The organism is Paraburkholderia sp. GAS33, assembly GCF_050436645.1.
GTDB lineage: Bacteria > Pseudomonadota > Gammaproteobacteria > Burkholderiales > Burkholderiaceae > Paraburkholderia > Paraburkholderia phenazinium_B.
Genome location: NZ_JBNDMP010000002.1, coordinates 702,883 through 727,608, shown reverse-complemented (window position 1 = coordinate 727,608; position 24,726 = coordinate 702,883). Strand labels below are relative to the sequence as shown.

Genomic DNA, 24,726 nt, shown 5'->3' with positions numbered 1-24,726 from the left:
TGAATCATGCCAGCCTGGTTGCATCTGATGGCGCAGTCGCTGTGGCCCCTCGTCTACGCGGGGCTCGTGTTTACTGTGCCGCTCACGCTCGCTTCGTTCGCGCTCGGATTGCTGCTGGCGTTCGCCGCCGCCCTGATCCGCCTGTTTGGCCCACGCTGGGCAGTGTCGATCGTGCGTTTCTATGTCTGGCTGATTCGCGGCTCGCCGTTGCTGGTGCAACTGTTCGTGATCTTTTACGGACTGCCGAATGTCGGGATCGTGCTTGACCCGTTGACGGCGGCCATCATCGGTTTCTCGTTGAATGTCGGTGCGTACAACTCCGAAGTGATCCGCGGAGTGATCGAATCGATTCCGAAAGGGCAGTGGGAAGCCGCCTATTCGATGGGGATGACGCGCGGCGAAGCGCTGCGCCGCGCGATCCTGCCGCAGGCGGCGCGGGTTGCGCTGCCGCCGTTGTCCAATTCGTTTATCTCGCTCGTCAAGGACACTTCGCTTGCGGCCGTGCTGACCGTGCCCGAGGTGTTTCAGGCCGCGCAACGCATCGCCGCGGTTACCTATGAGCCGCTGATTCTGTACTCGGAGGCGGCACTCGTTTATCTGGTGATCAGTTCGGTGTTGTCGTCGGCGCAAGTGAAACTCGAGCAGCGGTTCGGCCGCCATGCATTGTTCCAGGCAGGTAACGGATGATCAAGCTCGAACAGATCGAGAAGTTCTTTGGCGAACACCGCGTGTTGAGCAAGGTCGATCTGACGCTTGCCTCCGGCAACGTCACCGCCTTGATCGGCCCGTCGGGCAGCGGCAAGAGCACGCTATTGCGCTGCGTGAACCTGCTGGAGATTCCCGAGGGTGGTGCACTCGAACTCGGTAACCAGCGGCTCGAATTTAGCCGCGAACAAAAGCCCGCGCGCGACGCCGTGCTGGCGATCCGGCGCCGCACGGGCATGGTGTTTCAGAACTTCCAGTTGTTCCCGCATTTGACGGTCATCCAGAACGTGATGGAAGGACTGCTGACGGTGCAGAAGTGGGACAGGGCACGGGCGCGCGAGCGGGCGCATGAACTATTGACGAAGGTCGGCATTGCGCATAAGGCGGATGCGTGGCCCGCCACGCTGTCGGGCGGGCAGCAGCAGCGTGTCGCGATTGCGCGGGCGCTGGCGCCGTCGCCGGAGGTGTTGTTGTGCGACGAGCCGACCTCCGCGCTCGATCCGGGCCTGGCCGCCGAAGTGGTCGAGGTGCTGAGGCAGCTCGCCAGCGAGGGCATGACGATGCTGATGGCGACGCATGATCTGCGTCTGGCGGCATCCATAGCACGGGACGTGGTGTTTCTGAATAACGGCGTCGTGGTGGAGGCGGGCGCATCGCGGCAGATCTTTACGCAGCCTCGCGAGGCGGAGACGGCGCGCTTTGTGTCGACACTGACGCAGCATTTGCCGGATGCCTGGGTGGAGTGAAGCGCGCGCGTACTGCTCCACCTGGCCGGCGTGACCTGCCCCTCCGACAACGGCACAAGGATTGGCCGAACGGCGCTGCGGACGCCTCCGTTGCAGCATCGCTGTAAACGCGATATCGAAAGCGGGAAATCTTGTTTGTGACAGGCGGCGCCGTTCGCTAGCATCCGACTCATAGCCGTATGCTGGCGATGGGCGTTTAAACGCTCGTGCCGCATGCTTCTCGTCGTGCTGCTCGAATCCGGTTGGTCTTCTGGCAACGGAAACGCCGCCGGGTCCGCGGTGCGCTCTGCAGGTCTCCACTGTCCGATATGTCCAGCCTATCCACATTGACCCCTCCTGAATCTGACGGCAACGTAACCCGCCGCCTCGCACTGGCCATTACCAGTACCTCACCCGCTGATTCCACCGAAGCAATCGCTGCCGCGCGGCTCGGTGTGCTCGACTTTCTTGCTGCCGCCTTCGCGGGCGCGGACGATGCCGGTTATCGCAAGCTGCTGGCGGTGATCGGTGCGGGCAGTCGCGGCGAGGCCGCTGTGATCGGCTACCCGGCAAGCGTCAGCACACTCGATGCAGCCTTGCTCAACGGCTATGCGGGCCACGCGCTCGACTACGACGACGTGCACAGCAGCGTGCGTGGCCATCCCAGCACGGTCCTGCTACCGGCGCTGTTTGCGCTGGCGCAGACGCAGCGCAGCAGCGCAAACGAGGTGCTGGCCGCCTACGTGGTAGGCGTCGAGACGATGGCGCGGCTCGGTCTGGCGCTCGGCAGCCGCCACTACGAGCAGGGCTTTCACAACACCGCGACGCTTGGCACGCTAGGCGCCGCGGCGGCGTCGTCGTTCCTGCTGCGGCTGGATGCCGAGGCGATCGAAAACGCATTGGGGCTTGCCGCGACGCAATCGGCTGGCCTGCGTCTGCAATTCGGCAGTGAAGCGAAACCCCTGCACGCGGGACAGGCCGCCCGCGCCGGGCTGCTGGCAGCGCAACTCGCCGCCGCCGGTTTGCACGGCTCTCCCGGTGCTCTGGATGGCCCAACCGGCTTCTTCTCCGTGTTCGGAGCCGGCGCAGCGCAGCCTGAAAGGGTGCTGGAAGGCTGGGGTACGCCCTGGCAGATTGTCGCGCCGGGGCTCTACTTCAAGCCGTGGCCGTGCTGCACGGCCACGCACTATGCCGTGCATGCGGCCTTGACGCTGCGCGCCGCGCATCGACTGACACCGCGGGATATCGAGCGCGTGGTCGTGACCTTCCCCCCCGGCGGCGATACGCCACTATCAGGCGAGCTACCGTCGACCGGTCTCGAAGCGCGCTTCAGCGTCGAATACGCGGTGGCCGCTGTATTGACGGATGGCGGGGCGGGTGTCGCCACCTTCGCTGACGTGCCGGTACGCGCTGAATTGACGGCGCTGGCAGCACGCGTGTCGCGTACCCACGACGAGACTGCGCCACGCGCTTCGACCGATCCGTCGACGCGTTTCTCCACCGTCGCGATCACATTGAAGAACGGCACCGTGCTCAGCCATAAAACCGACCGGCTCTATAGCGCCGGAGACCTCCCCGCCAAATTCGCGGATGCGGTCGACCAGCACGCCGGATTCGCCACGCTGCCAGCCGTGGTAGACACGATGCAGAGCGCGGACGAACTCGCCTTCATTTTCGAAACGTTTGCAAAGATCAAAGCATGAGTACCCTTCACACCACAGCCGCAAAGCGCCAGATGCGCCTTGGACTCTTCATTCAGGGCGCAGGTCACCACGTCGCGGGCTGGCGTCATCCCGACGCGCAGGCCGGCAGCGAAAACCTCGCGTTGATGCAGCGGATCACTCAGACCGCCGAACGCGCGAAGTTCGATATGGTGTTTCTCGCTGACGGCCTGACGAGCGGGCCGGATGCGCATCCGTCGATGGCGATGCGCATCGAGCCGCTGTGTCTGCTGTCGGCGCTTGCGATGGGCACGCGGCACATCGGCCTCGCCGCCACCGCGTCGACGACGTATAGCGAGCCATATCACGTGGCGCGTGCCTTTGCCTCGCTCGATCATCTGAGCCAGGGCCGTGCCGCATGGAATGTCGTGACCACCTCGTACGACCGGACCGCCGCAAACTTCACGCGCGGCAATCATCCGGATCACGCGTTGCGGTACGAGATGGCCGGTGAATTCGTCGACGTGGTCAAGGGTCTGTGGGATAGCTGGGACGACGATGCGCTCGTGCGCGACAAGGCAAGCGGCGTCTACTTCGATCCCACCAAGGTGCATACGCTCGCTCACGAGGGCCGCTTCTTCTCGGTGAAAGGCCCGTTGAACGCATCGCGTCCTCCGCAAGGTCACCCCGTAGTGATTCAGGCGGGCTCCTCGGGTCCAGGGCAGGATCTGGCCGCGCGCACCGCGGAGGTAGTGTTCACCGCGCAGCAGACCCTCGACGAGGCACGCATCTTCTATCGCGACCTCAAGGGCAGGCTAGCGAAGTTCGGCCGCGAAGGTGAGCAACTGCATGTGATGCCAGGCGTGTTCCCGGTGATCGGCAGAACCGAGCAGGAAGCGAAGGACAAGTATGCCCAGTTGCAGCAGTGGACCGATACGTCGGGTGCCTTGACGCTGCTGTCCGATCGTCTCGGTCACGATGTCTCGAAGTTTCCGCTCGACGGTCCATTGCCGGAGCTGCCGGAATCGGAGCAACTGAAAAGCCGTGCGAAGTTGCTAACCGACCTCGCACGCCGCGAAAACCTGACGCTACGTGAGTTGTATCACCTGGTGGCGGGCGCGCGCGGACATCGCATCGTATGGGGCACGCCGACCCAGGTCGCGGATGCGCTGGAAGAATGGTTCGTCGGCGAAGGTGCGGATGGTTTCAACATCATGCCGCCGTATTTCCCGGGTGGCCTCGATGACTTTGTCGAACTGGTGGTGCCGGAGTTGCAGCGGCGTGGCCTGTTCCGCACGGAGTATTCAGGCACGACGCTGCGGGACCATCTGGGACTGACGCGGCCTGCGAGTCGTTACGCGGCGCGCTGATCGTTAGTTCGGGTAACGAAGAATGTGGCCACATGCGTGTGCGCATGAGATGCCAGATACGCCGCGTCCCCTGCGCGGCCGTCATCACATCAGATAGCGAACTTACGCAGATCGAGCGGGATCGTCCCACGCGCCGCGTCGTAGCGCGCTGCGTTGCGCTGGTCGTTTGCGGCCGTCAGCGAACGCGTCAGGAACGCCCGGGTGCGCGGACTTGCCGGCTCACGGAACAGGCGCTGCGCGGGACCATGTTCGACGATTACGCCGGCCTCCGTGAAGTACACCGCATCGCTGACTTCCTCCGCAAAGCGCATTTCATGCGTCACCAGCACGCAGGTCATGCCGTCCCTCACCAGATCGCGGATCACGGTCAGCACTTCGCCTACCGTCTCGGGATCGAGCGCCGACGTGACTTCGTCGAACAGGATCAGATCCGGTTGCATGGCGAGTGCCCTCGCGATGGCCACCCGCTGTTGCTGGCCGCCCGACAGTTCGCCCGGATAGGCGTGGGCCTTGTCGGCTAGCCGCACCTTCTCGAGCAGATCGTAGGCCGCGCGCGTAGCGTCCGCCTTGTCGCGGCGCAGGATACGCACGGGTGCCGTCACCAGATTGTCCAGCACGCTCAGATGCGGAAACAGGTTGTACTGCTGAAACACAAAACCCACGCGCTTGCGCAGTTCAATTTCGTCGCGCTCCGAATTGAGTTGATCGACGCGCGTACCGTCTACCTCGATGCTGCCGCTTTGCGGTTTGAGCAGGCCGGTAATACAGCGCAGGATAGTGGACTTGCCGGAGCCCGACGGGCCGATGATCGAAACGGCCTGGCCACGGAATACGTCAAGATCGATACCGTTGAGCACCGGATTTACGCCGAACGCGAGGTGTACGTTGCGCAGGCTGACGAGTGGGCGCGCAGCAGCGCTCGTTGTGGAGGAGGGATCAACGGAATGCATAGCGTTTTTCGAGGCGTCGCGTGAAGCGCGCAATCGGGTAGCAGTAGACAAAGAAGAGCCCCAGTACGGTGAAGTAGACCAGCACCGTGAAGTCGGCGCGCGCAACCGTATTGCTCGCGACCTGAGCGGTATCGAGCAGATCGTGCACGCCGACCAGCGAGGCGAGCGCAGTGCCCATCGTGATGCTCGCGTACAGGTTCATCCACGGCGGCAGCATGCGTTTGACGCACTGCGGCAGAATGATCCAGCGGAACACCTGGGCACGGCGGAAGGCGAGCGAACGCGCGGCGTCCCACTGAGCGTGCGGAATCGACTGGATCGCGCCGCGGAAAATCTCGGCCACGTTGGCGCTCGCCGGCAACGCGAGGCCGAGCGTCACCTTGAACCAGTCGGGAAATGGCAGGGTGTGATGGCCGAGCGCAATCTCGAACGGAAACACATAGGTCGAGAAGTAGATCAGCACAAGCAGCGGCCCGTTGCGAAACACCTGCACGTAGATGCGGGCCGGCACGCGCACGATACGCAGCGGCGACAGCAGCAGTGGCCCGAGCGCGAGTCCCGTCAGGGTGCCGAGCGCGATAGCCAGCAGACTGATTTCGACGTTGACCCACAAGGACTTGATGAGTGCAGGGGCCCACGTGACTAGCGCAGCCAGCGTCACGTTGTGGGTGTGGCCGGCAAGCTCGCGTTCGAGCAGCGCGAGGAGCACGCCCACCACGATAACGGCGACCACCGCGCGCGGCCGGCGCCCGCGTTCACCTCCGGCATCGAGAGCGAACGGCTCAGTGGCCATAGCCGGGCATCCTCAGACGGGTTTCGAGCCAGCGTCCCGCACGGTTGACCACGTACGTCAGCGCGCCGAAGAACAGCAGGATCAGAATCATCAGTTCAAGCACGTTGTCGCGCTGCGTCCAGATCATGATAGACGCATATGTCACGTCGCCGACTGCGATGGCCGAGGCGATGGTGGTCATCTTCACCAGATCGACCATGTTGTTGACGAGTGCCGGCAATGCGAAGCGCACGGCGAGCGGCAACTGCACGTTCCATAGCCGTTGCCTGCGACTGTAGCCGAGCGATTGCGCGGCTTCGAGCGTTGCGCGCGGCACCGCTTCGATGCCGGCGCGTAGCGCTTCCGCGTGGAATGCACCTTTATGCAGTGCGATCACAATGACGCTCCAGATGAACGGCGTCAACGGATTGCCACCTAGTTCACGCAGCGCCTGACTCAGCAACATGTTTAGCACGAGGAACGCGCAAAAGAGTTGCACTAGCGTCGGCGTGTTGCGGGTGACCTCGACGAAGATGCGCGCGGGTCGGGCCAGCGCCGCGCGTGGCGAGATCAGCATGGCAGCCAGCAGCACGCCTGCTATCAGGCTGAAAAAGGCGGTCACCACGGAAAGTTCGAGCGTTACCAGCATGCCGTGGAGGAACGACGCGCGTTCGTCGGCGGCGAGCAGGAAACTGTAGTCGAGCCCAAACTTGTTGAGTGCGGCGACCGCCTGTTCGGGCAGCCCTTGGCTCATGCCGGTTGTGCCTTGAATTTCGCGTGCAGGTCGAGTACTGCTTGCGACGGCTGCATGCCGTTTTTACGTTCGGTATCGATCAGCCATCCCGAACGATGCCAGTCCTCGACCACTTTCTCGAAGGCGTTCTGCGTATCGGTTTCACCCTTGCGGACCCAGATTACCGAGGGCGAGGGGATCAGATCGCTCGACACGGGGATCGTGTAGTCCTTCCAGTCCGGATTGCGTGCGACCAGCAGGCGCAGGGTCGGCGCGACATGCACTGCGGCTACGCAGTTGTTGCCGCGCAATGCGAGCAGCGATTCGGGCTGGCCGCGGAACGCCTTCACCTGTGCGCCGTACTGCTCGGCGAGCGGTTTCGTGTAGTTGCTGCCTTGCGAAACGCACACGGCCTTGCCGCGCAGGTCATTCCATGACTTGATGCCGCTGTCTTTGCGAGTGATCAGCGCGCCGCCGATTTCCTCGAACGGTGTGGGCGGATACGCGAGAATCTGCGCGCGCTCCTCAGTCACTTCCATGTTGGCGATCAGCGCGTCGACCTTTCCCTGCTGCAGGAACTGCACACGATTGGATGGTTGGACAGGGATCATTTCGATGTCCACGCCAAGGTGTTTTGCGAGGTTCTCAGCGAGGTCGACGTTAAAGCCGAGCGGCTTTTGCGTGGCTGGGTCGAGCGAGCCGAACGGCGGTCCGGACAGGATCACGCCGACCACGATTTTGTGGCGTTCGTGAATGCGGTCTAGCGTGCTGTCGGCGTGAGCGGCGCTCGCGCCGAGGGCGACGGCAAGCAGAAGGGTGGTGCGGATTACGGTGCCCCGTGCGAAGGTGCGAAGCCAGAGCCGATAGGAAGGTTGTTTCATTGCGTGGCAAGTCAGACGGTTAGACATAGGAGTTGGTCTTGTGAATGGCGGCGTGCCCCGCCGCTTCCTGTTTCAAATCGCTTTGGATTGCTTTAGACCGCTTCGAAGGCGTCGAACCGTTCGAGCAACTGCGCACGCAGATCCGTGAGCACAGGATCGCGCCGGTCGCGCGGCCGCGGTCGTGTGACGCGATACTCGCGGTCGATGCGCCCAGGCGCCGCCGCCATCAGCAGCACGCGGTCGCTTAGATACAGGGCTTCGTCCAGATCGTGCGTGACGAGCAGGGCGGCTGTGCCGTGCGCTCGCACTACGGACAACAGCAAGGCCTGCAGGCGCATGCGCGTCATCGCGTCGACCGCGCTAAACGGTTCGTCGAGCAACAGCAGATCGGGCTGCGAAAACAATCCGCGAGCGATTGCGACGCGCTGCGCCATGCCACCCGAGAGCGCTTTCGGCAACGTGCCCCCTTGACCTGCCAGTCCCACTTCGACGAGCAACTGTCCCACCCGCGGCTCGCGTCCGCCGCCAGAACCTGCCTCGAAGCCGACGTTATCGGCCACCGTCAGCCACGGCAGTAAACGCGGCTCCTGGAAGATCACGCCAATCTGCGACGAAGGTCCGCTCAATGGCACACCGTTCAAACGCACTTCGCCGTGATACTGACGGTCCAGTCCGGCGACGATACGCAGCAACGTACTTTTGCCGCAGCCGCTGGGACCGACCAGGCTCACAATCTCGCCATGTCCGATGCGCAACGACAGATGATCGAGCACCGTCCGCGAGGTGTAGTGCTTGGCTTCGACATGCACGTCCAGCAGGGGCGATTGACTGGATTTACTCATCGTTTCCCTCGCGCGTGTGCCTGATCGCTGTACGCGTCGAAAGCATCGCGCCAGCCAAGCACGCTGTTTTCCAGCCAGCGCATGGCGCCGTCGCTCAGCTTGCCGAGTATGGCGAGCAGGATGATTGCGCCGAATACCAGATCGGGGCGACCGGTTTCACGGCCGTCGCTCAACATGTAGCCGAGGCCGCGGGTGGCCGCGATCAGTTCGGCGGCGACCATGAACATCCATGCGAGGCTCAAGCCTGTGCGCAAGCCCGTAAAAATTTGCGGCAGCGCGGCGGGCAGGAGGATCCGTCTGAACAGTGAGGCGGGTGTGAGCCGGTAGATCGCGCCGAGTTCGACGAGCTTGCGATCGACGCCGCGAATGCCCGCCACCACGCTCAGATGCACGGGAAAGAACGCGCCAATTGCAATCAAGGTGATCTTGGGAGCCTCGTCGATGCCCATCCACAGCAGCAACACGGGCACCCATGCCAGCGATGGAATCGAGCGCAGTGCCTGAAAGCATGGCTCGAGCAGGGCTTCGAGGCGGCGGCTGAGGCCCATCGCGGCACCGAGGACTAAAGCGAGCGTGGCGCCGATACCGAAGCCCGCCAGCACGCGCAGCGTACTGGCCGCAATATGACGCGTGAGGCGCGTAGCACCCATTTGCCACAACGTCTGCGCAATCGTGCTCGGCGCGGGCAGGAGATGATCCGGCACGACGTTCGTGCGCACCAGTATTTCGATCAGCACGAGCAACGCAACGGGTAGTGCGAGACCTGCGATATGCCAGTGGCGCAGGCTGCCATGGGACGGCGGCACGCGTGACTTTGCGTTGTCGTTGCCGGCGTCCGCGCTATTCCCATCGGCCAACGGTAGCGCAGGCTCCGTGAGCCTCTGCGCCGCAGCGACGTCGAACGGTACCGATTCGTTGGAAGCAGACGCCATCGTCAAACTCACTGAGCCCGTGCCGCTGTCACCACCGGCTGCGCGACCTGCGAATCGACCAGTGCATCGATCACCTGCGGCAGATCGGTACCGGGCTTTACCAGGTCCTCCTGAACGAGAATCGGCGCTGCAGCCTTGAGCGCTTCAATCTGCTGTGCGCCCGGAACAGGGTGGCTGAAATCGTTGCGCTGCAACTGCAGCTTTGCGACCGGCAGCGAGACCTTTGATTCGTCTGCGACGATTTGCGCGGCGTCGTCCGGATGCGCGATGATCCACACGCGTGCCTTTTCGTAGACCTTCAGCACGCGCGCAACCGTCTCGGGATATTGCTGAAGAAACGCTTCGCGCGCGTCCAGGAAGCCGTATGTGTTGAAGTCGACGTTGCGATACAGCAGGCGGTCACCGTCGTCGATCTGTGCGGCGGCCATATGCGGATCGAGACCCGCCCATGCATCCACCTGGCCGTTCGCGAGCGCGGTGCGCCCATCCGGATGCTGCAGGTTCACGAGCTCGACGTCGTCGCGCGTCAGCCCCACCGTATGGAGCGCACGCAGCGTGAACAGGAACGGATCGGTGCCCTTGGTGGCGGCGATCTTCTTGCCCTTCAGGTCGGCGAGCGTCTTGATCGGCGAGTCCTTGCGCACCACCAGGGCGGTCCATTCGGGTCGCGAGAAGATATAAACGGCCCGGATCGGATTGCCGTTCGCCTTGCCAAGCACGGCCGCAAGGCCTGCTGTCGAGCCAATGTCGATTGCACCGCTGTTCAGGTATTCAAGCGCGCGGTTGCTGCCGAGACTCAACACCCATTTGATCTGCGCATGGTCGGGTTTGAACTCGTCTTCAAGCCAGCCATATCGTTTGATGACGAGACTTTCCGGCGAGTAGTACGCATAGTCGACGCGGATCTCCGGCGGGGTCGCGGCATAGGCCGTCGCCATCGTCGCGAGGCCTGATGTCAGCACAGCCAGCAGCATGGCCAGCCGGGCCGACGAACGATCGAAGAACCGCTTCATTTAGGTCTCCCAGTTTCCAGAGATCGGTGTGAACAGACCGATCAATGTAATGAAAGACGCTGCTTTTACGAACTAACGAAAGATCACAAGGAAACCAGCGGCAGCGATATCGCATGCGTGGCGGAGTGGGGGCGGCGTTTGCCGGCGTTAAAGCGGCGGAACTGGCGTTAAGTCGACGGCGTGACCTCCGGTGGCGCAGGTAAGAGGAATTGGCTGGCTTCGCGGGACTGGCTGGATTCGTGAGCACGGAACTGACTGGATCGCCGGAAATGCGTGCAATTCGAACGATGGTTGCTTTACTGGTTCTAGGGGCGCTTGCGGTGCGACATCTAGTCCCCCAGCATTGAACGAGCGCCGTAACACCTGCCTCGTCGTGCTTCACGATTTGCCAGATCTCGCTTCAGCGAGTCTCTCAGATTTCCAGCGCGGCGATTCCGGCACGCGCGATCTCGGCGTCTTCCTCCGACTTCACACCCGATACGCTGACCGAACCGACGACCTCGCCCGCAACAACGATTGGCACGCCGCCTTCGAGGAAACCCATCATCGGCGCACTCAGGAAGGCGACGCGCCCCTGCTTGACAAGATCCTCATAGAACTTGCTTTCGCGGCGGCCCAATGCAGCCGTGCGGCCCTTCGCGAGCGCCATCTCGATCGAACTGAGCGTGGCGCCGTCGAGCCGGTTGAGGTGCAGCAGATGGCCGCCGTCGTCGAAGATGACGATCGTCACTGGCCAATTGCGGGCCAGTGCGTGCCGCTCGGCGGCAGCGGCAATATTTTTAACGTCGTCGTTGGTCAGTACGGTCTTGGTTCTCATCGTTATCGAGGTGTCGTCAGGGAATGGATGTGCAGTTGAATGCGCGGTTTTATACGGGACTTGTTGCTTCTTCGGCGGCGAGCGCGGCCTTTACCGCGGCGCGTGCGCCAATGCGGTCCATGAAGCGTGCAAGTGACGGCCAGCGCTTGATGTCGATCGAGAAGTGCGGCAGCCACGTCAGTACCGTGTACAGATACGCGTCCGCCACGCCGAACTCCCCAAGCAGGCAGTCCTTGTGCGAGAGCGTGGCGTCGAGGTTATCCAGGCGCTTGTAAAACTTCTCCTTGATAATGTCTTTCACGTTCTCGGGAATATCGCTGCTGAACAGTGGGCTGCATCCGGCGTGGATTTCCGAAGTGACGAAATTCAGCACTTCCTGGAGCCGTACGCGTTCCCAGGTGCCGTTCGCCGGAGCGAGCTTCGCTTCGGGCTTCAGGTCGGCCAGGTATTGGAGGATTGCTGGGCCTTCGGTCAGCACCTCGCCGTTGTCGAGCACGAGCGCGGCGACATAACCCTTCGGGTTTACTTCGAGGAAGCTGCGACCCTCGGAGGTCTGCTTGGTCTTGTTGTTAACGCGGATCAGCTCGAACGGCAGGCCTAGTTCGCGAAGGACGATGTGCGGTGAGAGCGAGCATGCATTGGGAGCGAAGTAGAGTTTCATCAGTTTGGATCCTTCTGTGACGTTGAGACGCGCCGGGTGCAGCGGCGTTAGCTGCGCATCGTGCCCATGCGGCACGATACGCCCATCAATCCTTTCTCATATGCTGCATTAAAATGAGGTCCGCTAATTTCTGCCATTCTTGCTGCATTACGCGCCCTCGGTTTAGTCAACGCGCCGATGTCGATATTATTGAGATTATTCATTGGTATATCCGTCGATTGAATATGCTGCTTACGGGTGGAATTTACGGCAGAGATACGGCGCGAAGCATCGCAAGAAGCCAGCTTCTCGGCAAATGACATCTTGCGTGCTACCATATGAGAAATTGTCATGGGCCTGGTTTCAGTGCGCCGGTTCGATGATTTAATCATCCGGGTGACATGTTTTCTGTCGGAAAACTTTGATATGCCCACAGCCGGTTAATACCGTTCGAATCTCTGCTGCTAAAACTCTGTTTCTTTACCGCTACCCAGTACACGGTGCGATCCAATGGCGGGAAAACTTCCATCACTGAACGGTTTGAAAGTATTTGAATGTGCGGCGCGTCATATGAGTTTCACGAAAGCGGCCTCCGAACTGAACGTCACACAGACGGCGATCAGCCATCAGGTCCGGCGTCTCGAGGATGAGCTGGGAATCCGCCTGTTTCACCGCTTCAAAGAGCGGCTCGAACTGACTGCCTCGGGGCAGGCCTATCTGCAAGGTGTGAGCCTTGCGTTCGATCAACTGCGTTTTTCCACCGAGCAATTGCTCGAGGGCTGTAATAACAACACGCTCACCATTTCCACACTTGCCACGTTTGCGTCAAAATGGTTGCTGCCGCGTCTGGGCTCGTTTCGTCTCGAGCATCCCGAGATCGACATTCGCGTAAGCGCCTCTACCGACCTCGTCGATTTCGTGGTCGGCGGCGCCGACACGGCAATTCGTTACGGCAGCGGTGAATGGAAAGGGCTGCGCGCCGACTGGCTGATGGCCGATGAGATTTTCCCCGTATGCAGTCCGAAGTTGCTGACGGGCAAACATCCGCTCACAAGCATCGACAATCTCGCCCATCACACGCTGCTGCAGGTGAGCGGAGTGACCAGCAACGACTGGAGCATCTGGCTCGAGGCGGCCGGGCTGCCTGCCAACCTGGCGGGTGGCCCGCGCCTCACTTTCGATCTCGCGCTGATGGCCATGCAGACCGCTGCCGACGGCCAGGGCGTATGCATCGGCCGGCGCGCCTATGTCGAGGACGACCTGCGCGCCGGCCGACTGGTCGCGCCGTTCGGCAAGTCGGTCACGACCGATCGCGCCTTCTATCTCGTCTCGCCGCGCGATCTCGCTAACTGCGCGAAGGTCGTCGCGTTGCGCTCCTGGCTTACCGACGTGATCGGACATGCAGAAAGTCGGGCCGACAATCATGTTGCCGATTTTGTCGACGAAGTTGAACCTGGCGATGCTGAGGTCGCGAAAGTGCGTGCATGACATCAGCGGAAACGCGATTCGATTTTCGGCGAACTATCCGTATTGATCGGCGTCAGGACGACGATTTTCGTGGCGTTCCCGATGCAACCCCTTCCATTCGCCGGACCCATGCGTTTTGCCACCACGCACCGCCCGGCCTCCTGCGCGTCATCAATTCGGCTTGACGAACCTCAACGTCATGCGATCCGATTCCCCAATCGCGGCAAAGCGCGCCTTATCGACACTGCCGCCCTCGTAGGTCGGCGGCAGGGACCAGACGCCGTGCGGATAGTCCTTGGTGTCGCGCGGATTGCTGTTGATCTCGCTGCTGCCGGCCAGCTTGAACCCGGCGGCCTGCGCATGTTCGATCACGTAGGCTTCGGTGACATAGCCGCTGTCGATCATCTGTTGCAGCGACGTGCCCGGCGCCGCGCGATGCTCTTCGACGCCGAGGATGCCACCCGGCTTCAGCGCGCGGTAGAACGCTTGCAGGTTGGCGTCGATCTGGCCGTCCTTGATCCAGTTGTGGATATTGCGGAACGTGAGAACGCGGTCGACGTTGCCGTTCGCCTCGAAGCCATTGAACTGTCCCGCCTGCAGCGTGCCGACGACGACCTTGCCGTAGAGGGCCGGTGTCGCCGCCAGCTTGCGGGCAAATGCGGCGTCACCTGCCTTCTCTTCCGCTGCGGCGGCCGGCGACGGGCTTTCGTATTCAGCCTCGTAGAGCGTGCCGTGATCGTGCAGGTAGGGCGCGAGAATGTCCGTGTACCAGCCGCCACCCGGCGCAATTTCGAGGACCGTTTGCGTCGGCGCGATCTCGAAGAACTGCAGCGTGCCTTGCGGATGGCGATAGACGTCGCGCGCCTTCGCGGCGTCGCTGCGCTGCGGGCCGGCGACGGCCGAGGCTAGCGAGCTATCGTTCGATGGGGCGCACGCGCAGGCCGCAACGAGCAGCGCGGCGGTCAGTCCGGCGAGTGTGTTGCGCAGCGTGCGAAGCATCGGATGGGAGTGGTGAGTCATGGCGCCTGTGATGGGTTCGGGTGGGCCGCAATGCAAACGGCAACAGGCGTAAAGATAAGCGTTTGTGGCGCGCTTTGCACGCGGGCGCGGTTTCAGCAGGTTCCGTGGATTCGGCGTATCGTAACTCGCCAGTTAGCCGATCAACCGGAGAGTCCTGCATGTCTAGCCAGCCACGCCCGCCACGCCAGTTGCGCCTCGGCGCCTTCATGCGCCCTGTGACGATCCATACCGGCGCATGGCGCTATCCGGGCGCCTACCCCGACGCCAACTTCAACTTCTCGCACATGAAGCGCTTCGCACAGACACTCGAGCGTGGACGTTTCGACGCGTTTTTCATGGCCGATCATCTGGCCGTGCTCAACATGCCGGTGGAGGCGCTCAAACGCAGTCACACGGTCACCTCGTTCGAACCGATGACCTTGTTGCCCGCGCTCGCCGCCGTTACCGAGCGTCTCGGCCTGATCGCCACGGGGTCTACGACGTTCGACGCGCCTTATCACGTCGCGCGCCGCTTTGCCTCGCTCGATCACATCAGCGGCGGCCGCGCGGGCTGGAATCTCGTCACCACCTCGAACCCGGACGCCGCGCTCAACTTTGGTCTGGAAGAACATGTTGAGCATGACGAACGATATCGCCGCGCGCGCGAGTTCTTCGATGTCGTCACCGGACTATGGGACAGCTGGGCCGACGATGCGCTGATTCGCGACGTCGAGTCCGGCATCTTCTTCGATCCGGACAAGCTGCATGTGCTGGACCACAAGGGCGAATACTATTCGGTGCGCGGGCCGCTCAACATTGCACGTCCGGTGCAGGGCTGGCCTGTGATCGTCCAGGCCGGTTCGTCCGAAGCGGGACGGCAGATCGCCGCCGAAACGGCAGAGGCGGTTTTCACTGCTCAGACGACGCTTGCGGACGGTCAACGCTTTTACGCAGATGTCAAAGGCCGCATGGAGAAACTCGGGCGCTCGCGTGACCATATGAAGATTCTGCCGGCCGCGTTCGTGGTGGTAGGCGACACGCTCGATGAGGCGCTGGAAAAGCGCGCACGTCTGGACACATTCGTGCATTACGACAGCGGGATCGCGTCGCTTTCCATCGCACTCGGACACGATGTGTCGGGCTTCGATCCAGATGGTCCGCTGCCGGAAATTCCCGAGAGCAATGCGAGTCGCACGAGCCGATTGCGCGTCGTTGAATGGGCCGAGCGCGACAAGCTCACCATCCGTCAACTGGCGCAGCGCATCGGCGGTTATTCAGGACTGGAAATGGTCGGCACGCCCGCGATGATCGCCGATCAGATGGAGGCGTGGCTGGTCGGCGAAGGCTCGGATGGTTTCAACGTGATGTTCCCGTACCTGCCTGGCGGCCTCGACGATTTCGTCGACAAGGTGATTCCCGAGTTGCAGCGCAGAGGCATCTTCCGGCGTGAATACGAAGGCGCAACGTTACGCGGAAATCTTGGACTGCCGCGGCCGGAGAACCGGTTTTTCCGCACGTGACTGTGGGTTACCGATGGCACCCCTGAAACGGAGGTGAAACGTAAATCGCATACGGCTTTTCAGACGAAGTGAAGGGGCGAAACACGAAGGCTGAAACCAGCCGCGTGCGGCCTGCGTATAAAGGATGCGTACATGGCAGTCCTGCCATGCAAGAGCATCGCGACTCGTCTATGCTGGTACAAGGTCCGGTCGAATTACTGCAGCTAATTTGGCAGATGAGTTTGCAGATATGTTTGCGCGCAATCTTGCGGGCAATGCGGCGTACGCGACCCACTTCACTTTGTCGGAGGCAACATGGAACTAACATCGAAGAAGTTTTGGCAGGCCGTATTGTGTGCGGCAGCGTTGGGCGTCGCGGCTCAAGCAGGCGCGCAGGGGCTTTCTCCGCAGGACGATGTGAATGCCCCTCAGAACGGCAAGCAGTTGATGCCGAACGCGGCGCTGGGCAGCGAATATCCGTCGCACGGCAATCAGCAGGCCGGTGAAATGAACCTCAACCCAGTGGATCCGCGCGCGCAACTGGCCAATGGACTGCCGAACAATGTGGAGGCGGGTGGGTACGGCGCGCCGCTCGCCGGCGTGCGCACCGCTGTGGCCCCGTCGAACTGAGCGTATGTGCGCATGATCCGCAGGTGCGGATCATGCGTCCGGCTTTCAGGCGCGCAGCGCGGCCCGTACGCTACAATGCCGACAGCCTGAAAACCGGAATATCAATGAAGATCCGCACTCTATCTATCGCATGCGTAACGATCGCCGCCGTGGTGCTCGCGGGGTGCACGGCAGTCTACAAGAACACCGACGCGTGTGAGCAGGCGATGCGCAGCAAGCTGGCTGACGTGTCGCCTGAGCAGATGCCCGAGGCGTCGATCGACAAGCTGTCCGTCGATCACACGGGTACCGGCATCCACGGTTCGCGGGTGGTGGTCGAGGCGTCGCTGTCGCATATGCAGACGGCTTCGGAAGTCGCGGCGGCGTCGGCGCCCAAGGGGGCCTCGGGGGCTGCGGCGGCTTCGGCTGTTTCAGTGGCCTCCGCTAGTCCGCGGGCGTCGCATGGGCAGGTGGCTTCGGCGGCGGCCGCTGCTGCGGTGGACTCGTCGGTTGCGGCGTCGGACGGGGTGAGCACGACGGCCAAGCCAGCCACGGTCGTCGCAACTGCGTCGGGCGCCTCTGCGGCGGCGGCAAATGCCAAACCGGTCAAGCCCAAGAAGGTGGTCAAGTCTGCCGCTGTCGAATGCAGGTTCGACGGCCTGAATCTGGCGTCGTTCCGTTGGCTGGCGCCCCCGGAACTCGTGAAGACCAACGACACCGCCGCGAGCGATATCCAGGAATAACCGCGTTGCCGTGAGCTGAGCCGCCAAGCCCCGTCTGACCTTGTGGCGGGGCGTGCAGCCCGGCGGCCCGTGACGCGGGCGCGCGTTCTCCAAACCTCAAGCGTGAGCGACGGTGTTAGCACCGGCAGCACCAGCCACCGCCGCTCGCGCATTACGCCTGCGCTCCTCGCGCACGAGACGCAGCACGCGCTCGCCGAATACCTCCGGACATCCCTCGAAGAACCGCTCCACCGCCTTGGTCTCGATCAACTGGCGGCGCAAGGCCTCGCGTTCGTCGTGCCGGGTCACCATTCGCACCGCCGCTTCGACATAATCCTCGACTGTCTGCGCCGTGGTCCATGCCGGCATGCCAGCGCGTGCGAACAGCGCGCCGTCGATACGCTCGAACACCTCCGGACCGGTCTTGCACACCCCCGGCAGGCCAAGCGTGAACGCGTCGACGATCCCGTTGGTGTTGCCGAACGGGAAGGGGCTCAGGAACAGATCCGAATCGTCGACGCGCGCCAGGTAGTCGGCGTATTGGTGAAAGCCATGCGTCACGGCGCCCGGCACGGCCGCACCGATGACGCGGCGCATGTGCTGGAGCGGCAAGCCGTAGCTATTGCCGGTCATGAAGTGGAATTGCACCGGAAGCCCCGCGCGCTCCTGAATCTGCCTGCAGGCATCGAGAAAGGCCGGATTGAGCTTCATCGGACTCGCGGTGACGACGATCTGGACAGTCTCGCGCCGCTGCGGCACGCGTGGAGCGATCTCGGGCAGCGCGAGCGATGCCCGGTACGGCTGGCTGTCCTTGGGCAGTCTTAGCAGGCGTTCGCTGAAACAGGCCGCATCGCCGACGTAGTCTTCTTCGACGCTGATGTAATCGATCTTGTCCGAGTGGGTGGTGGCCGGATGGCCCAGGGCTGCAATCTGCAGCGGCGCGATCCGCAGGTTCGACATGAACACCGTCAGGACGAACATGCCGACGCTCGGCATATAGAGTACGTCCGGTTGCTCGGCCACGGCGAAATCGCGGATCGTTTTCAGGCATTCGCCGATGTAGTCCGGCTGCTCGAGTTCGATAAAGCGGTCGAAGACGGCGCGGCCCGCGTCGTCGATCGCGTAGCCGAAACCGAAGCCGACCACTTCGAAATGTTCGCGCGCGGCTTCGATGGTCCGCGAATGCGTGCGGTAGATTGAATGCGCGCCGCCGAACCACTCGACCACCACTAGCATCAACGGTTTCTTGCCGCGCCGCGCGCCGCCAGTGGGGCGCGGCTGTACAGGCGGAGGCAGATCGGTCAGGCCAAGCTGGTCGAGCTTGCGGCGCACCAGCACGTTGATGTCGCGCTTCACCGCGTGACGCCGCGGCGTGTCGGCGTAGCTGCAGAACATATACGCGTTGTGCAGTACGGCCGAGGGCAGGTCGTCGAGATCGTCGATCTGCCGCAGCCTGCCGGGCAGCCATTCCAGCAGCGCCTCGCGCTTGCCGTGTGCATTGGCCGAGCCGTGAAAGAGCGGCGCCATCAGGACCAGTGCGAGGCAGGCGGCCATGGTTTTGTCGTGCGCCCACAGGGCGGCAAAGTCGAGCTCAAGGTCCGACTCGCTCGAATAGAGCACGCACAGCTTTTCGACGAAACGGTCGCCGGGCATGAATTGCCGGTCGGTAGGACCGCGCGGATTCAGGTGGCGTACCACGTGATCCGCGTTGCCGAACGCCGTGGATGAAAACAGCACGCTGATCCACTCGTGCAGCGTCAGCATCAGCTGCAAGCATACTGCGTGAGGGCGATACTCCGGGCTGGCGAACAGCGTGGATGCTGCACTCGTCAGACGCGTACAAAAGCGCTCATGCTGCTCGGCCGTTGATAATCCCTCCATGCCCGAAGCACGAAAGCTCTCGTCCAGCTGGCCACGCTTCATTTGCAGGAGCGCCAGCGCCGCGACGAACTTGACCGAAGCCTGGTCGTGCGCCTGGCTATATACGAGTTGCTCGAATTCGTCGAGCAAAAATGAGTCTTCCATTGCTTCAATCTTCTATACAGACAACGGGATCTTCGTCGCGCGAGCAGCCATGAAGATCTGCAAGCGAAAGCGTGAACGCCATGGTTTCGATTCTTTAAAGATAGGCATGACTAACAATGTAGACATGTTGTCCGCCAAGAATCGGATTATCGCAGTTGGCCTGTATCAAATAAGCCCGGCCTGGGACTTTGGGAATTTTCTTTGCACGCAGGCCGGGACCCCGTCGTCATGTCTCAGAAGGCGTAGTAAGGACCGCTGCCCGCCGAGGTAAGGCGCGACTCGATGGCCGTGTAAATGCGCCGTCCGTAGAAGAATGGCAGCCCCCAGCCGAAGCTGTTGCTGGTGATGCCGGCAAGGTTGTCGAAGGCGTTGTTGGTGCTGTTGAACAGCGCCCTCGAATTGCCCACCGAATAGGCCACCGTCGAACTGGTGCCGTCCGTGCCCCGGATGCTCGCGCTGGCCGATACCGTCGCAGCCGGGCAATACCACAGGCCGCATTCAGGCAACCCCGCGTTGGCGATAAAGAGCGCGTTCGAGCCGCTGTCCAGGTAGCTTTGCGAGTACGTTTGCGCGCCGCTGACCGTGGTCACGTAGCCGCTCTGTGAATTCGCCCGCAGCACGGTGGCGCCGCCGAGCACGTTATTGGCCTGGGTGCCGATCCCGAAAATAAGCGATCCCGCCACCGACGGCGCGCCGCCCGCCGCCACCGCCGGCAGGTCGATCACGACGCCGTTGTTGTCGAGGGGGAACGCGCTCACGGGGTTGGTGACCTGCTGGGCGAGCGGCTGGGCACTCGCCTGACAGGCGCCGCTCGCGGCGCAGCTGTAGTACCAGCGCGGCGCCGCGGAATTGTTGCAGGTGCCGCCGCAATCCGCCGCAAACAGGCCAACGCCGAGAATGCCGTTGGCGCGCAGCGTGGCGACTGTCTGCATGGCGAGGCCTGTTCCGGCGCAGTCCGACGGTACGGTGGGCACGGCGGGATCGGCGATCAGCTGGATCGGCAGCGACGCGGCGAGCTGGCCGGCCATCCTGACATCCGCGCTGCGCACCGCTCCCCAGGTGTAGCCGCCGCCGAACACCGCGCATTCGCCGACGCTGCCGCTGCCCGATGGCAGGGCCGCCAGTTGCAGGCTGGCCGGCAGCGCCGAGGCGAGGATGCGCAAGCCCTGCGAGCCGGTGTCGACCTGAATGTTGTCGATGGTGGCGCAGTTGCTGGTGCCGGGCGCGCAGATCGTGACGCTGGTGGTGAGCATATTGCGGGTGAGTCCGGGCGCCGCGGTGACTGCGATCGGCTGCACATTCGGCGTGGTGGACTGCCCGACCGCCGCCGGAGCGCTGGCTGGGGTGGTCGGCGTTTTCGTGGAGCCAGACGCCGCCGCCGGCGCGGCGGCACCGCTCGCGGCGCTCCCGCCTCCGCCGCCGCAGGCGGCGAGTACGCTGCAAAGCACGCTGGAAAGGAACAGAAAGGAGACGAGGTGGGTCCTCATGGCGGGCTCCTTCATGGCAGATCGTCAGGGGTGACGCCGGCAGGCAGCGCGCCCGGCAGCCACGTGCGGCCCACGTAGCTGCGCATCTGACCGCCCGATTCGACGATCACGTCGGGCTGGACCACGCGCGAGTCGTGCAGGTCATGGCTCGCCGCGAGCGCAGCGGCCGCCCCGGCCCGATAGGAGGCGTAGTAGGGGCCGAGCAGCGCCGGCAGGTCGGGCACGGTCGGGCCCTGCCAGGTGTAGGCGAAGATCTGGCCGGTGTTCGATGCGTAGGCGTTGATCGTCGTGCCGCCCGCGTCCACGCTCGTGAGGCGCTCCACGGCGCCGTTGAGGATTGGCACCGGCGGGGTTCCCGCGATGCCGGCCAGAGTGCCGCCGAGCGCCGCGTGAGCGGTTGTCACGGGAAGTAATACGGAGATCGCCGCCGATAGCACGACGCCTCTGTAGAAAGGCATTAGGATGTTCCTCGACACTTGCATGGCGGCCCTCTCATTGTTTTTTAATATGACGAATTCAAGATATCACTGAGGTTTCCTGATCAATGTGGGTGGGGCCCGGCGGACTGGCTACAAATCTCAAAAGGACGCGGGCGCGGAACTCGGGAATGGTCCGTTAAAACAAGGAGATATTGCTTCTGACAGGACTCTCTGACGTTGCTGTCGGGAGTGTTGTGAATTGTTAAATTGCACTGACGGAGTGGGCGCTAAATCTGCCCCTCGTGTCAGATTTCGGCGCACGCTCGGCGCGTTTTTCGAGGTTTATCGACCGCCTCGGCGAGGGGTGGATGCAAGCCCTCAAAACCGTGTTTTCGGTGTCGTCCAGCAGGGGCCAAACCGGCTTTTTGCACAGGTCGGTCCGGGATCGGTAAAATAACGGGTTGATCCACGGAAACTTGCCGTGGCGTAGCGGAAGGATTCCCTGAACATGACTGATCTTCGTCTTACCAAGCGGTATGCAGTATTGCTGGTGGCAGGCGGGCTGGTTGCCGGCGTCGCCGGTTGCGGTACCTCGTCGCCGACCCAGATTGACTACAAGAGCGACTCCAAATCGAAGCAGGTGTCGCTGGCAGTGCCGCCGAACTTGATCGATGAGACGTCCGATCAGCGCTCGCTTCCGCCGCAGGGCGGTCAAACCTCGCTGTCCGCCCTCAACCAGGTGCAGGCACAGGCGCCGGTTACCAGCCTGGGCGTGCTGCCGCCGGTCAAAGGCATGCATATCCAGCGTGACGGCACCGAAAGCTGGCTCGTCATCGACAACAAGACGCCCGACCAGGCCTGGGCGCAAATCCGCCGTTTCTGGCAGGAACAGGGCTTCCTGCTGGTGGTTGACCAGCGCGACAAGGGCGTGATGGAAACCGACTGGAACGAGACCCACGCGCAGATCAACGACGGCCTGATCCGCGACACGCTGTCGAAGGCGATGGGCAACTCGTACGTGGCTTCCGAGCGTAACAAGTACCGCACCCGCCTCGAAACGGCGCCGAACGGCGGCACCTACGTGTTCATCAGCCAGAAGGGCATGCAGGAAGCCCTGAGCGGCGCGAACAACGAGTCGACCACGTGGCAGCCCAAGCCAAACGATCCCGGCCTCGAAACCGAATACCTGAAGCGCCTGATGGCGTCGCTGGCGCTGGCCGATGCGCGTGGCGCTTCGGGCGATACGCAAAGCACGGCTCTCTCGCCGGCCGGCACGCAGACGGCGCCGGGCGCGGCAACCGCCGGGTCGAGTTCCGCTATTGCGAAGACGGCTGCGCAAAACGTCGCGCTGGCAGCCCAGCAGCCCTTCCCGGACCAGAACCAGACGTCGAACACTTCGGCTCAGTTCACCTCCACCGAACTCACGCTGGGCGAGCCGTACGATCGCGCATGGGCGCGCGTGGGTCTTGCGCTCGACCGCAGCAACTTCACGGTCGATACCCGCGACCGTACCCGCGGGCTGTATTCGATCCGCTATGTCGATCCGAAGGACATGCGCTCGGAAGAGCAGGGCTTCTGGAGCCAGGTCATGCACGGCCATACCGAGAAGGTCGCCAAGACGTATCTGGTGAACGTGCGGGCCGTTACGCCGGATCAGACCCGTGTAGCAGTGGTTGACGACAAGGGCAATATCGACTCGTCGCAACCGGCCAAAGAGATCATGGCCCTCGTGGTCGATCAGTTGCACTGAGCCTTCCCTGCTTCGTCAAAAGCCCGCCTGGTATGGCTTCCAGGCGGGCTTTTTTATGCCCGTGGCCGGCACCTTATGGCTGGCCCAGCAACGGATGTGCGCCTCGCATGGAGTTTGCTTGTCTGCCTGAACCAAGACCAAGGAGACCTGCCATGTTCGACGTGATTCCCTACTGGATGTGGGCAGCCAGCCTGCTCGTTCTCGCGCTGGTGTGCGGCGCGGCCCTCTCGGCGCATGAGTCGAGGCATGCGCCGACGCGAGTCCGGGGCGTGGCGGCACGCGCCAAATGGCGCGTGCGCTGAACGGCGCACCGCCCGGGCGGGCTCGTGTGCCGAGCGCGCGTAACGTGACGTTACGGCGTAACGCGCCGCAAAAGCCCGCCTCTTTTGCCGACGACGCGAAAAATAAATATAAAAATCAATGACCTGCGTTTTCGTGTCAAAGGTATTTCAGATTGGCACACAAGCTGCTTTATCTACCTCATGAGGCCTGACTGGCCGCACGCAAGCCGCTCACGCGGCGATGGCGCGCGACGTCGGTTTGCCTCACTACAGCACGATTCAGCGCCGGGCCAACGACCCGGTGCTTTGCCCGATGACGGCCTGCGCGCGCCGCGCGCGGCCCTGGTGGCCCCGTCGCCTATCCTCGTAGGGCGACGGTTTCGCCCGCGCTTCCATGAAGCGCGGGCTATTTTTTTTGCGCTGGCGTTTTTAGGTGTCCGCGCTGCTGGGACGGCGCGGCTTCACCCACGGAATCCGTTTGACCACACCCGTGGCGAGCGCGGTACCGATCAGAATCACCACACATCCTTCGAGCATCCCCGGCGAGACGCTTTCGCCGAGAAACAGTGCGCCCCACAGGATGCCGAAGATCGGGATCACAAAGGTGACGGTGATGGTTTTTGCAGGACCGATGGCGGCGAGCAGATGAAAGTACAGCATGTACGCCACACCCGTGCAGGCAACGCCCAGTGCGATAACCGCTCCCCACGCGTTCAGCGAGATCGGTGCGGCGGGCCAGTAGATCACCGCCAGCGGCAGCAAAACCACGGTGGCGCCGGTCATCGTGCCGGTGGCGACGGTGAGGGCGTCGACGCCGCTCAGGTGCCGTTTGGCATAGTTGGCGGCAATACCGTACAGCAGCGTCGCGCCGAGTGCAGCGGCCGCGGCGAGCGCGGTGGTCAATGGCGTCGCGCTGCCGCCGTGGGGCGAGGCAATCTGATCCCACACCAGCATCAACACGCCGAGGAAACCGACTACGAGACCGAGGCTGCGCAACGCGCTCAGGCGGTCCTTTAACCAGAGGAAGGCCACGAGCGCGCCCCATAGCGGCGTGCTGGCGTTGATCACCGAGGTAACGCCGGCCGACAGCGTCAACTCCGCATACGCGAACAGGCAGAAAGGCGCCGCCGAATTGAGAATGCCGACTATCACCAGCGGCACGGCCCGGCTGCGCAGCGTGGCGAGCGACTCGCGCAGTGGACGTCGCACGATTAGCACGATCGCGAGAGACAGTGCGCCGATGCCGACCCGCAGGGCCATCAGCGGGGCGACCCCGAAGTCGGTCACGCCGACCCGGATGAAAAGGAACGACGCTCCCCATAGAGCGGCGAGGATGATGAGCTGGAGCAGATTTCTGGAGTTCATTTGAGGCGCGTCTCGCGCGGTTGAGTCGAGACGCGAAGTGATGGTACCCGCGTGAACGCGCG

General features: G+C 62.9%; 25 protein-coding genes. 10 read left to right on the top strand and 15 right to left on the bottom strand.

What is annotated here, in order from left to right; genetic code table 11:
* Positions 1 to 6 precede the first annotated feature (6 nt).
* From P3T24_RS09545 to P3T24_RS09530, 4 genes are all read left to right on the top strand, one after another.
* Positions 7 to 687: an ABC transporter permease subunit gene (locus tag P3T24_RS09545; protein WP_074264050.1), complete on the top strand. Its 681-nt coding sequence runs from the start codon at positions 7 to 9 to the stop codon at positions 685 to 687.
* On the top strand, positions 684 to 1,451 hold the full coding sequence (locus P3T24_RS09540; RefSeq protein ID WP_429434068.1) for an amino acid ABC transporter ATP-binding protein: 768 nt from the start codon (positions 684 to 686) through the stop codon (positions 1,449 to 1,451). Before P3T24_RS09545 ends, P3T24_RS09540 begins: the two co-directional genes overlap by 4 nt.
* Before the next feature lie 308 nt (positions 1,452 to 1,759).
* Complete coding sequence (locus P3T24_RS09535) at positions 1,760 to 3,133, top strand: MmgE/PrpD family protein (RefSeq protein ID WP_429434065.1); 1,374 nt, start codon at positions 1,760 to 1,762, stop codon at positions 3,131 to 3,133.
* The gene (locus P3T24_RS09530; RefSeq protein ID WP_429434062.1) at positions 3,130 to 4,461 is read left to right on the top strand and encodes an LLM class flavin-dependent oxidoreductase; all 1,332 of its coding nucleotides are present in this window, start codon (positions 3,130 to 3,132) and stop codon (positions 4,459 to 4,461) included. The genes P3T24_RS09535 and P3T24_RS09530 overlap by 4 nt, the downstream gene beginning before the upstream one ends.
* Positions 4,462 to 4,550: 89 nt before the next feature.
* Here the strand turns inward: P3T24_RS09530 and P3T24_RS09525 are convergent, their stop codons facing one another.
* From P3T24_RS09525 to P3T24_RS09480, 10 genes are all read right to left on the bottom strand, one after another.
* The gene (locus tag P3T24_RS09525) at positions 4,551 to 5,411 is read right to left on the bottom strand and encodes an amino acid ABC transporter ATP-binding protein (RefSeq protein WP_429434060.1); all 861 of its coding nucleotides are present in this window, start codon (positions 5,409 to 5,411) and stop codon (positions 4,551 to 4,553) included.
* The gene (locus P3T24_RS09520) at positions 5,398 to 6,204 is read right to left on the bottom strand and encodes an amino acid ABC transporter permease (protein WP_429434057.1); all 807 of its coding nucleotides are present in this window, start codon (positions 6,202 to 6,204) and stop codon (positions 5,398 to 5,400) included. The genes P3T24_RS09525 and P3T24_RS09520 overlap by 14 nt, the downstream gene beginning before the upstream one ends.
* Entirely contained in the window at positions 6,194 to 6,937 is a 744-nt protein-coding gene (locus tag P3T24_RS09515) for an amino acid ABC transporter permease (RefSeq protein ID WP_429404317.1), read from the bottom strand. Before P3T24_RS09515 ends, P3T24_RS09520 begins: the two co-directional genes overlap by 11 nt.
* Positions 6,934 to 7,797, bottom strand: a complete 864-nt coding sequence (locus P3T24_RS09510; RefSeq protein WP_429434054.1) for a transporter substrate-binding domain-containing protein — start codon at positions 7,795 to 7,797, stop codon at positions 6,934 to 6,936. Before P3T24_RS09510 ends, P3T24_RS09515 begins: the two co-directional genes overlap by 4 nt.
* 92 nt (positions 7,798 to 7,889) lie before the next feature.
* The gene (locus P3T24_RS09505) at positions 7,890 to 8,639 is read right to left on the bottom strand and encodes an ABC transporter ATP-binding protein (RefSeq protein WP_429434052.1); all 750 of its coding nucleotides are present in this window, start codon (positions 8,637 to 8,639) and stop codon (positions 7,890 to 7,892) included.
* A complete protein-coding gene (locus P3T24_RS09500; protein WP_429434050.1) occupies positions 8,636 to 9,571 on the bottom strand; it encodes an ABC transporter permease in 936 nt (311 codons plus the stop codon). The genes P3T24_RS09505 and P3T24_RS09500 overlap by 4 nt, the downstream gene beginning before the upstream one ends.
* Before the next feature lie 8 nt (positions 9,572 to 9,579).
* Entirely contained in the window at positions 9,580 to 10,584 is a 1,005-nt protein-coding gene (locus P3T24_RS09495) for an aliphatic sulfonate ABC transporter substrate-binding protein (RefSeq protein WP_429404324.1), read from the bottom strand.
* Positions 10,585 to 10,996: 412 nt separating this feature from the next.
* Entirely contained in the window at positions 10,997 to 11,401 is a 405-nt protein-coding gene (locus tag P3T24_RS09490; RefSeq protein ID WP_429404326.1) for a heme-binding protein, read from the bottom strand.
* Between the two features lie 49 nt (positions 11,402 to 11,450).
* A complete protein-coding gene (gene gstA / locus P3T24_RS09485; RefSeq protein WP_429404328.1) occupies positions 11,451 to 12,062 on the bottom strand; it encodes a glutathione transferase GstA in 612 nt (203 codons plus the stop codon).
* A 47-nt stretch (positions 12,063 to 12,109) separates the two neighbouring features.
* Entirely contained in the window at positions 12,110 to 12,394 is a 285-nt protein-coding gene (locus P3T24_RS09480) for a hypothetical protein (protein WP_429434048.1), read from the bottom strand.
* Positions 12,395 to 12,551: 157 nt separating this feature from the next.
* Here P3T24_RS09480 and P3T24_RS09475 point away from each other — a divergent pair, with 157 nt between their 5' ends.
* Complete coding sequence (locus P3T24_RS09475; protein ID WP_429434046.1) at positions 12,552 to 13,529, top strand: transcriptional regulator GcvA; 978 nt, start codon at positions 12,552 to 12,554, stop codon at positions 13,527 to 13,529.
* A gap of 150 nt (positions 13,530 to 13,679) precedes the next feature.
* On the opposite strand, the gene P3T24_RS09470 is transcribed toward P3T24_RS09475, so the two are convergent.
* Positions 13,680 to 14,528, bottom strand: coding sequence for a class I SAM-dependent methyltransferase (locus P3T24_RS09470; RefSeq protein ID WP_429434044.1), 849 nt, complete (start codon positions 14,526 to 14,528; stop codon positions 13,680 to 13,682).
* Positions 14,529 to 14,686: 158 nt separating this feature from the next.
* Between P3T24_RS09470 and P3T24_RS09465 the strand changes: the two genes are divergently transcribed.
* The 3 genes from P3T24_RS09465 (at position 14,687) to P3T24_RS09455 (ending at position 17,358) form a co-directional block, all read left to right on the top strand.
* A complete protein-coding gene (locus P3T24_RS09465) occupies positions 14,687 to 16,027 on the top strand; it encodes an LLM class flavin-dependent oxidoreductase (protein ID WP_429434042.1) in 1,341 nt (446 codons plus the stop codon).
* Positions 16,028 to 16,321: 294 nt separating this feature from the next.
* Complete coding sequence (locus P3T24_RS09460) at positions 16,322 to 16,636, top strand: hypothetical protein (protein ID WP_429404349.1); 315 nt, start codon at positions 16,322 to 16,324, stop codon at positions 16,634 to 16,636.
* Positions 16,637 to 16,740: 104 nt separating this feature from the next.
* Positions 16,741 to 17,358 (top strand): hypothetical protein, encoded by a 618-nt coding sequence (locus tag P3T24_RS09455; protein WP_429434039.1) that lies wholly within the window; start codon positions 16,741 to 16,743, stop codon positions 17,356 to 17,358.
* 96 nt (positions 17,359 to 17,454) lie between these two features.
* Here P3T24_RS09455 and P3T24_RS09450 read toward each other — a convergent pair whose 3' ends face one another.
* From P3T24_RS09450 to P3T24_RS09440, 3 genes are all read right to left on the bottom strand, one after another.
* Positions 17,455 to 19,362, bottom strand: a complete 1,908-nt coding sequence (locus tag P3T24_RS09450) for a glycosyl transferase family 1 (RefSeq protein WP_429434036.1) — start codon at positions 19,360 to 19,362, stop codon at positions 17,455 to 17,457.
* Positions 19,363 to 19,595: 233 nt separating this feature from the next.
* Positions 19,596 to 20,849, bottom strand: a complete 1,254-nt coding sequence (locus P3T24_RS09445) for a DUF3443 domain-containing protein (RefSeq protein ID WP_429434034.1) — start codon at positions 20,847 to 20,849, stop codon at positions 19,596 to 19,598.
* A gap of 11 nt (positions 20,850 to 20,860) precedes the next feature.
* On the bottom strand, positions 20,861 to 21,307 hold the full coding sequence (locus tag P3T24_RS09440) for a DUF2844 domain-containing protein (RefSeq protein ID WP_074264066.1): 447 nt from the start codon (positions 21,305 to 21,307) through the stop codon (positions 20,861 to 20,863).
* Positions 21,308 to 21,776: 469 nt separating this feature from the next.
* Between P3T24_RS09440 and bamC the strand changes: the two genes are divergently transcribed.
* The gene (gene bamC, locus P3T24_RS09435) at positions 21,777 to 23,018 is read left to right on the top strand and encodes an outer membrane protein assembly factor BamC (RefSeq protein WP_074264067.1); all 1,242 of its coding nucleotides are present in this window, start codon (positions 21,777 to 21,779) and stop codon (positions 23,016 to 23,018) included.
* Between the two features lie 152 nt (positions 23,019 to 23,170).
* Entirely contained in the window at positions 23,171 to 23,320 is a 150-nt protein-coding gene (locus P3T24_RS09430; RefSeq protein WP_429404357.1) for a hypothetical protein, read from the top strand.
* Between the two features lie 408 nt (positions 23,321 to 23,728).
* Here the strand turns inward: P3T24_RS09430 and P3T24_RS09425 are convergent, their stop codons facing one another.
* Positions 23,729 to 24,664: a DMT family transporter gene (locus P3T24_RS09425; protein WP_429404359.1), complete on the bottom strand. Its 936-nt coding sequence runs from the start codon at positions 24,662 to 24,664 to the stop codon at positions 23,729 to 23,731.
* Positions 24,665 to 24,726 lie beyond the last annotated feature (62 nt).

Excerpts from the sequence above, each read along its gene's own strand:
- P3T24_RS09540 (WP_429434068.1), top strand. The coding sequence starts at position 684 with ATGATCAAGCTCGAACAGATCGAGAAGTTCTTTGGCGAACACCGCGTG.
- P3T24_RS09525 (WP_429434060.1), bottom strand. The coding sequence starts at position 5,411 with ATGCATTCCGTTGATCCCTCCTCCACAACGAGCGCTGCTGCGCGCCCA.
- gstA (WP_429404328.1), bottom strand. The coding sequence starts at position 12,062 with ATGAAACTCTACTTCGCTCCCAATGCATGCTCGCTCTCACCGCACATC.
- P3T24_RS09425 (WP_429404359.1), bottom strand. The coding sequence starts at position 24,664 with ATGAACTCCAGAAATCTGCTCCAGCTCATCATCCTCGCCGCTCTATGG.
- P3T24_RS09455 (WP_429434039.1), top strand. The coding sequence starts at position 16,741 with ATGAAGATCCGCACTCTATCTATCGCATGCGTAACGATCGCCGCCGTG.
- P3T24_RS09500 (WP_429434050.1), bottom strand. The coding sequence starts at position 9,571 with ATGGCGTCTGCTTCCAACGAATCGGTACCGTTCGACGTCGCTGCGGCG.
- P3T24_RS09495 (WP_429404324.1), bottom strand. The coding sequence starts at position 10,584 with ATGAAGCGGTTCTTCGATCGTTCGTCGGCCCGGCTGGCCATGCTGCTG.
- P3T24_RS09440 (WP_074264066.1), bottom strand. The coding sequence starts at position 21,307 with ATGCCTTTCTACAGAGGCGTCGTGCTATCGGCGGCGATCTCCGTATTA.
- P3T24_RS09490 (WP_429404326.1), bottom strand. The coding sequence starts at position 11,401 with ATGAGAACCAAGACCGTACTGACCAACGACGACGTTAAAAATATTGCC.
- P3T24_RS09450 (WP_429434036.1), bottom strand. The coding sequence starts at position 19,362 with ATGGAAGACTCATTTTTGCTCGACGAATTCGAGCAACTCGTATATAGC.
- P3T24_RS09515 (WP_429404317.1), bottom strand. The coding sequence starts at position 6,937 with ATGAGCCAAGGGCTGCCCGAACAGGCGGTCGCCGCACTCAACAAGTTT.
- P3T24_RS09460 (WP_429404349.1), top strand. The coding sequence starts at position 16,322 with ATGGAACTAACATCGAAGAAGTTTTGGCAGGCCGTATTGTGTGCGGCA.
- P3T24_RS09520 (WP_429434057.1), bottom strand. The coding sequence starts at position 6,204 with ATGGCCACTGAGCCGTTCGCTCTCGATGCCGGAGGTGAACGCGGGCGC.
- P3T24_RS09545 (WP_074264050.1), top strand. The coding sequence starts at position 7 with ATGCCAGCCTGGTTGCATCTGATGGCGCAGTCGCTGTGGCCCCTCGTC.
- P3T24_RS09510 (WP_429434054.1), bottom strand. The coding sequence starts at position 7,797 with ATGAAACAACCTTCCTATCGGCTCTGGCTTCGCACCTTCGCACGGGGC.
- P3T24_RS09505 (WP_429434052.1), bottom strand. The coding sequence starts at position 8,639 with ATGAGTAAATCCAGTCAATCGCCCCTGCTGGACGTGCATGTCGAAGCC.
- bamC (WP_074264067.1), top strand. The coding sequence starts at position 21,777 with ATGACTGATCTTCGTCTTACCAAGCGGTATGCAGTATTGCTGGTGGCA.
- P3T24_RS09475 (WP_429434046.1), top strand. The coding sequence starts at position 12,552 with ATGGCGGGAAAACTTCCATCACTGAACGGTTTGAAAGTATTTGAATGT.
- P3T24_RS09465 (WP_429434042.1), top strand. The coding sequence starts at position 14,687 with ATGTCTAGCCAGCCACGCCCGCCACGCCAGTTGCGCCTCGGCGCCTTC.
- P3T24_RS09470 (WP_429434044.1), bottom strand. The coding sequence starts at position 14,528 with ATGACTCACCACTCCCATCCGATGCTTCGCACGCTGCGCAACACACTC.
- P3T24_RS09530 (WP_429434062.1), top strand. The coding sequence starts at position 3,130 with ATGAGTACCCTTCACACCACAGCCGCAAAGCGCCAGATGCGCCTTGGA.
- P3T24_RS09430 (WP_429404357.1), top strand. The coding sequence starts at position 23,171 with ATGTTCGACGTGATTCCCTACTGGATGTGGGCAGCCAGCCTGCTCGTT.
- P3T24_RS09535 (WP_429434065.1), top strand. The coding sequence starts at position 1,760 with ATGTCCAGCCTATCCACATTGACCCCTCCTGAATCTGACGGCAACGTA.
- P3T24_RS09480 (WP_429434048.1), bottom strand. The coding sequence starts at position 12,394 with ATGACAATTTCTCATATGGTAGCACGCAAGATGTCATTTGCCGAGAAG.
- P3T24_RS09445 (WP_429434034.1), bottom strand. The coding sequence starts at position 20,849 with ATGAGGACCCACCTCGTCTCCTTTCTGTTCCTTTCCAGCGTGCTTTGC.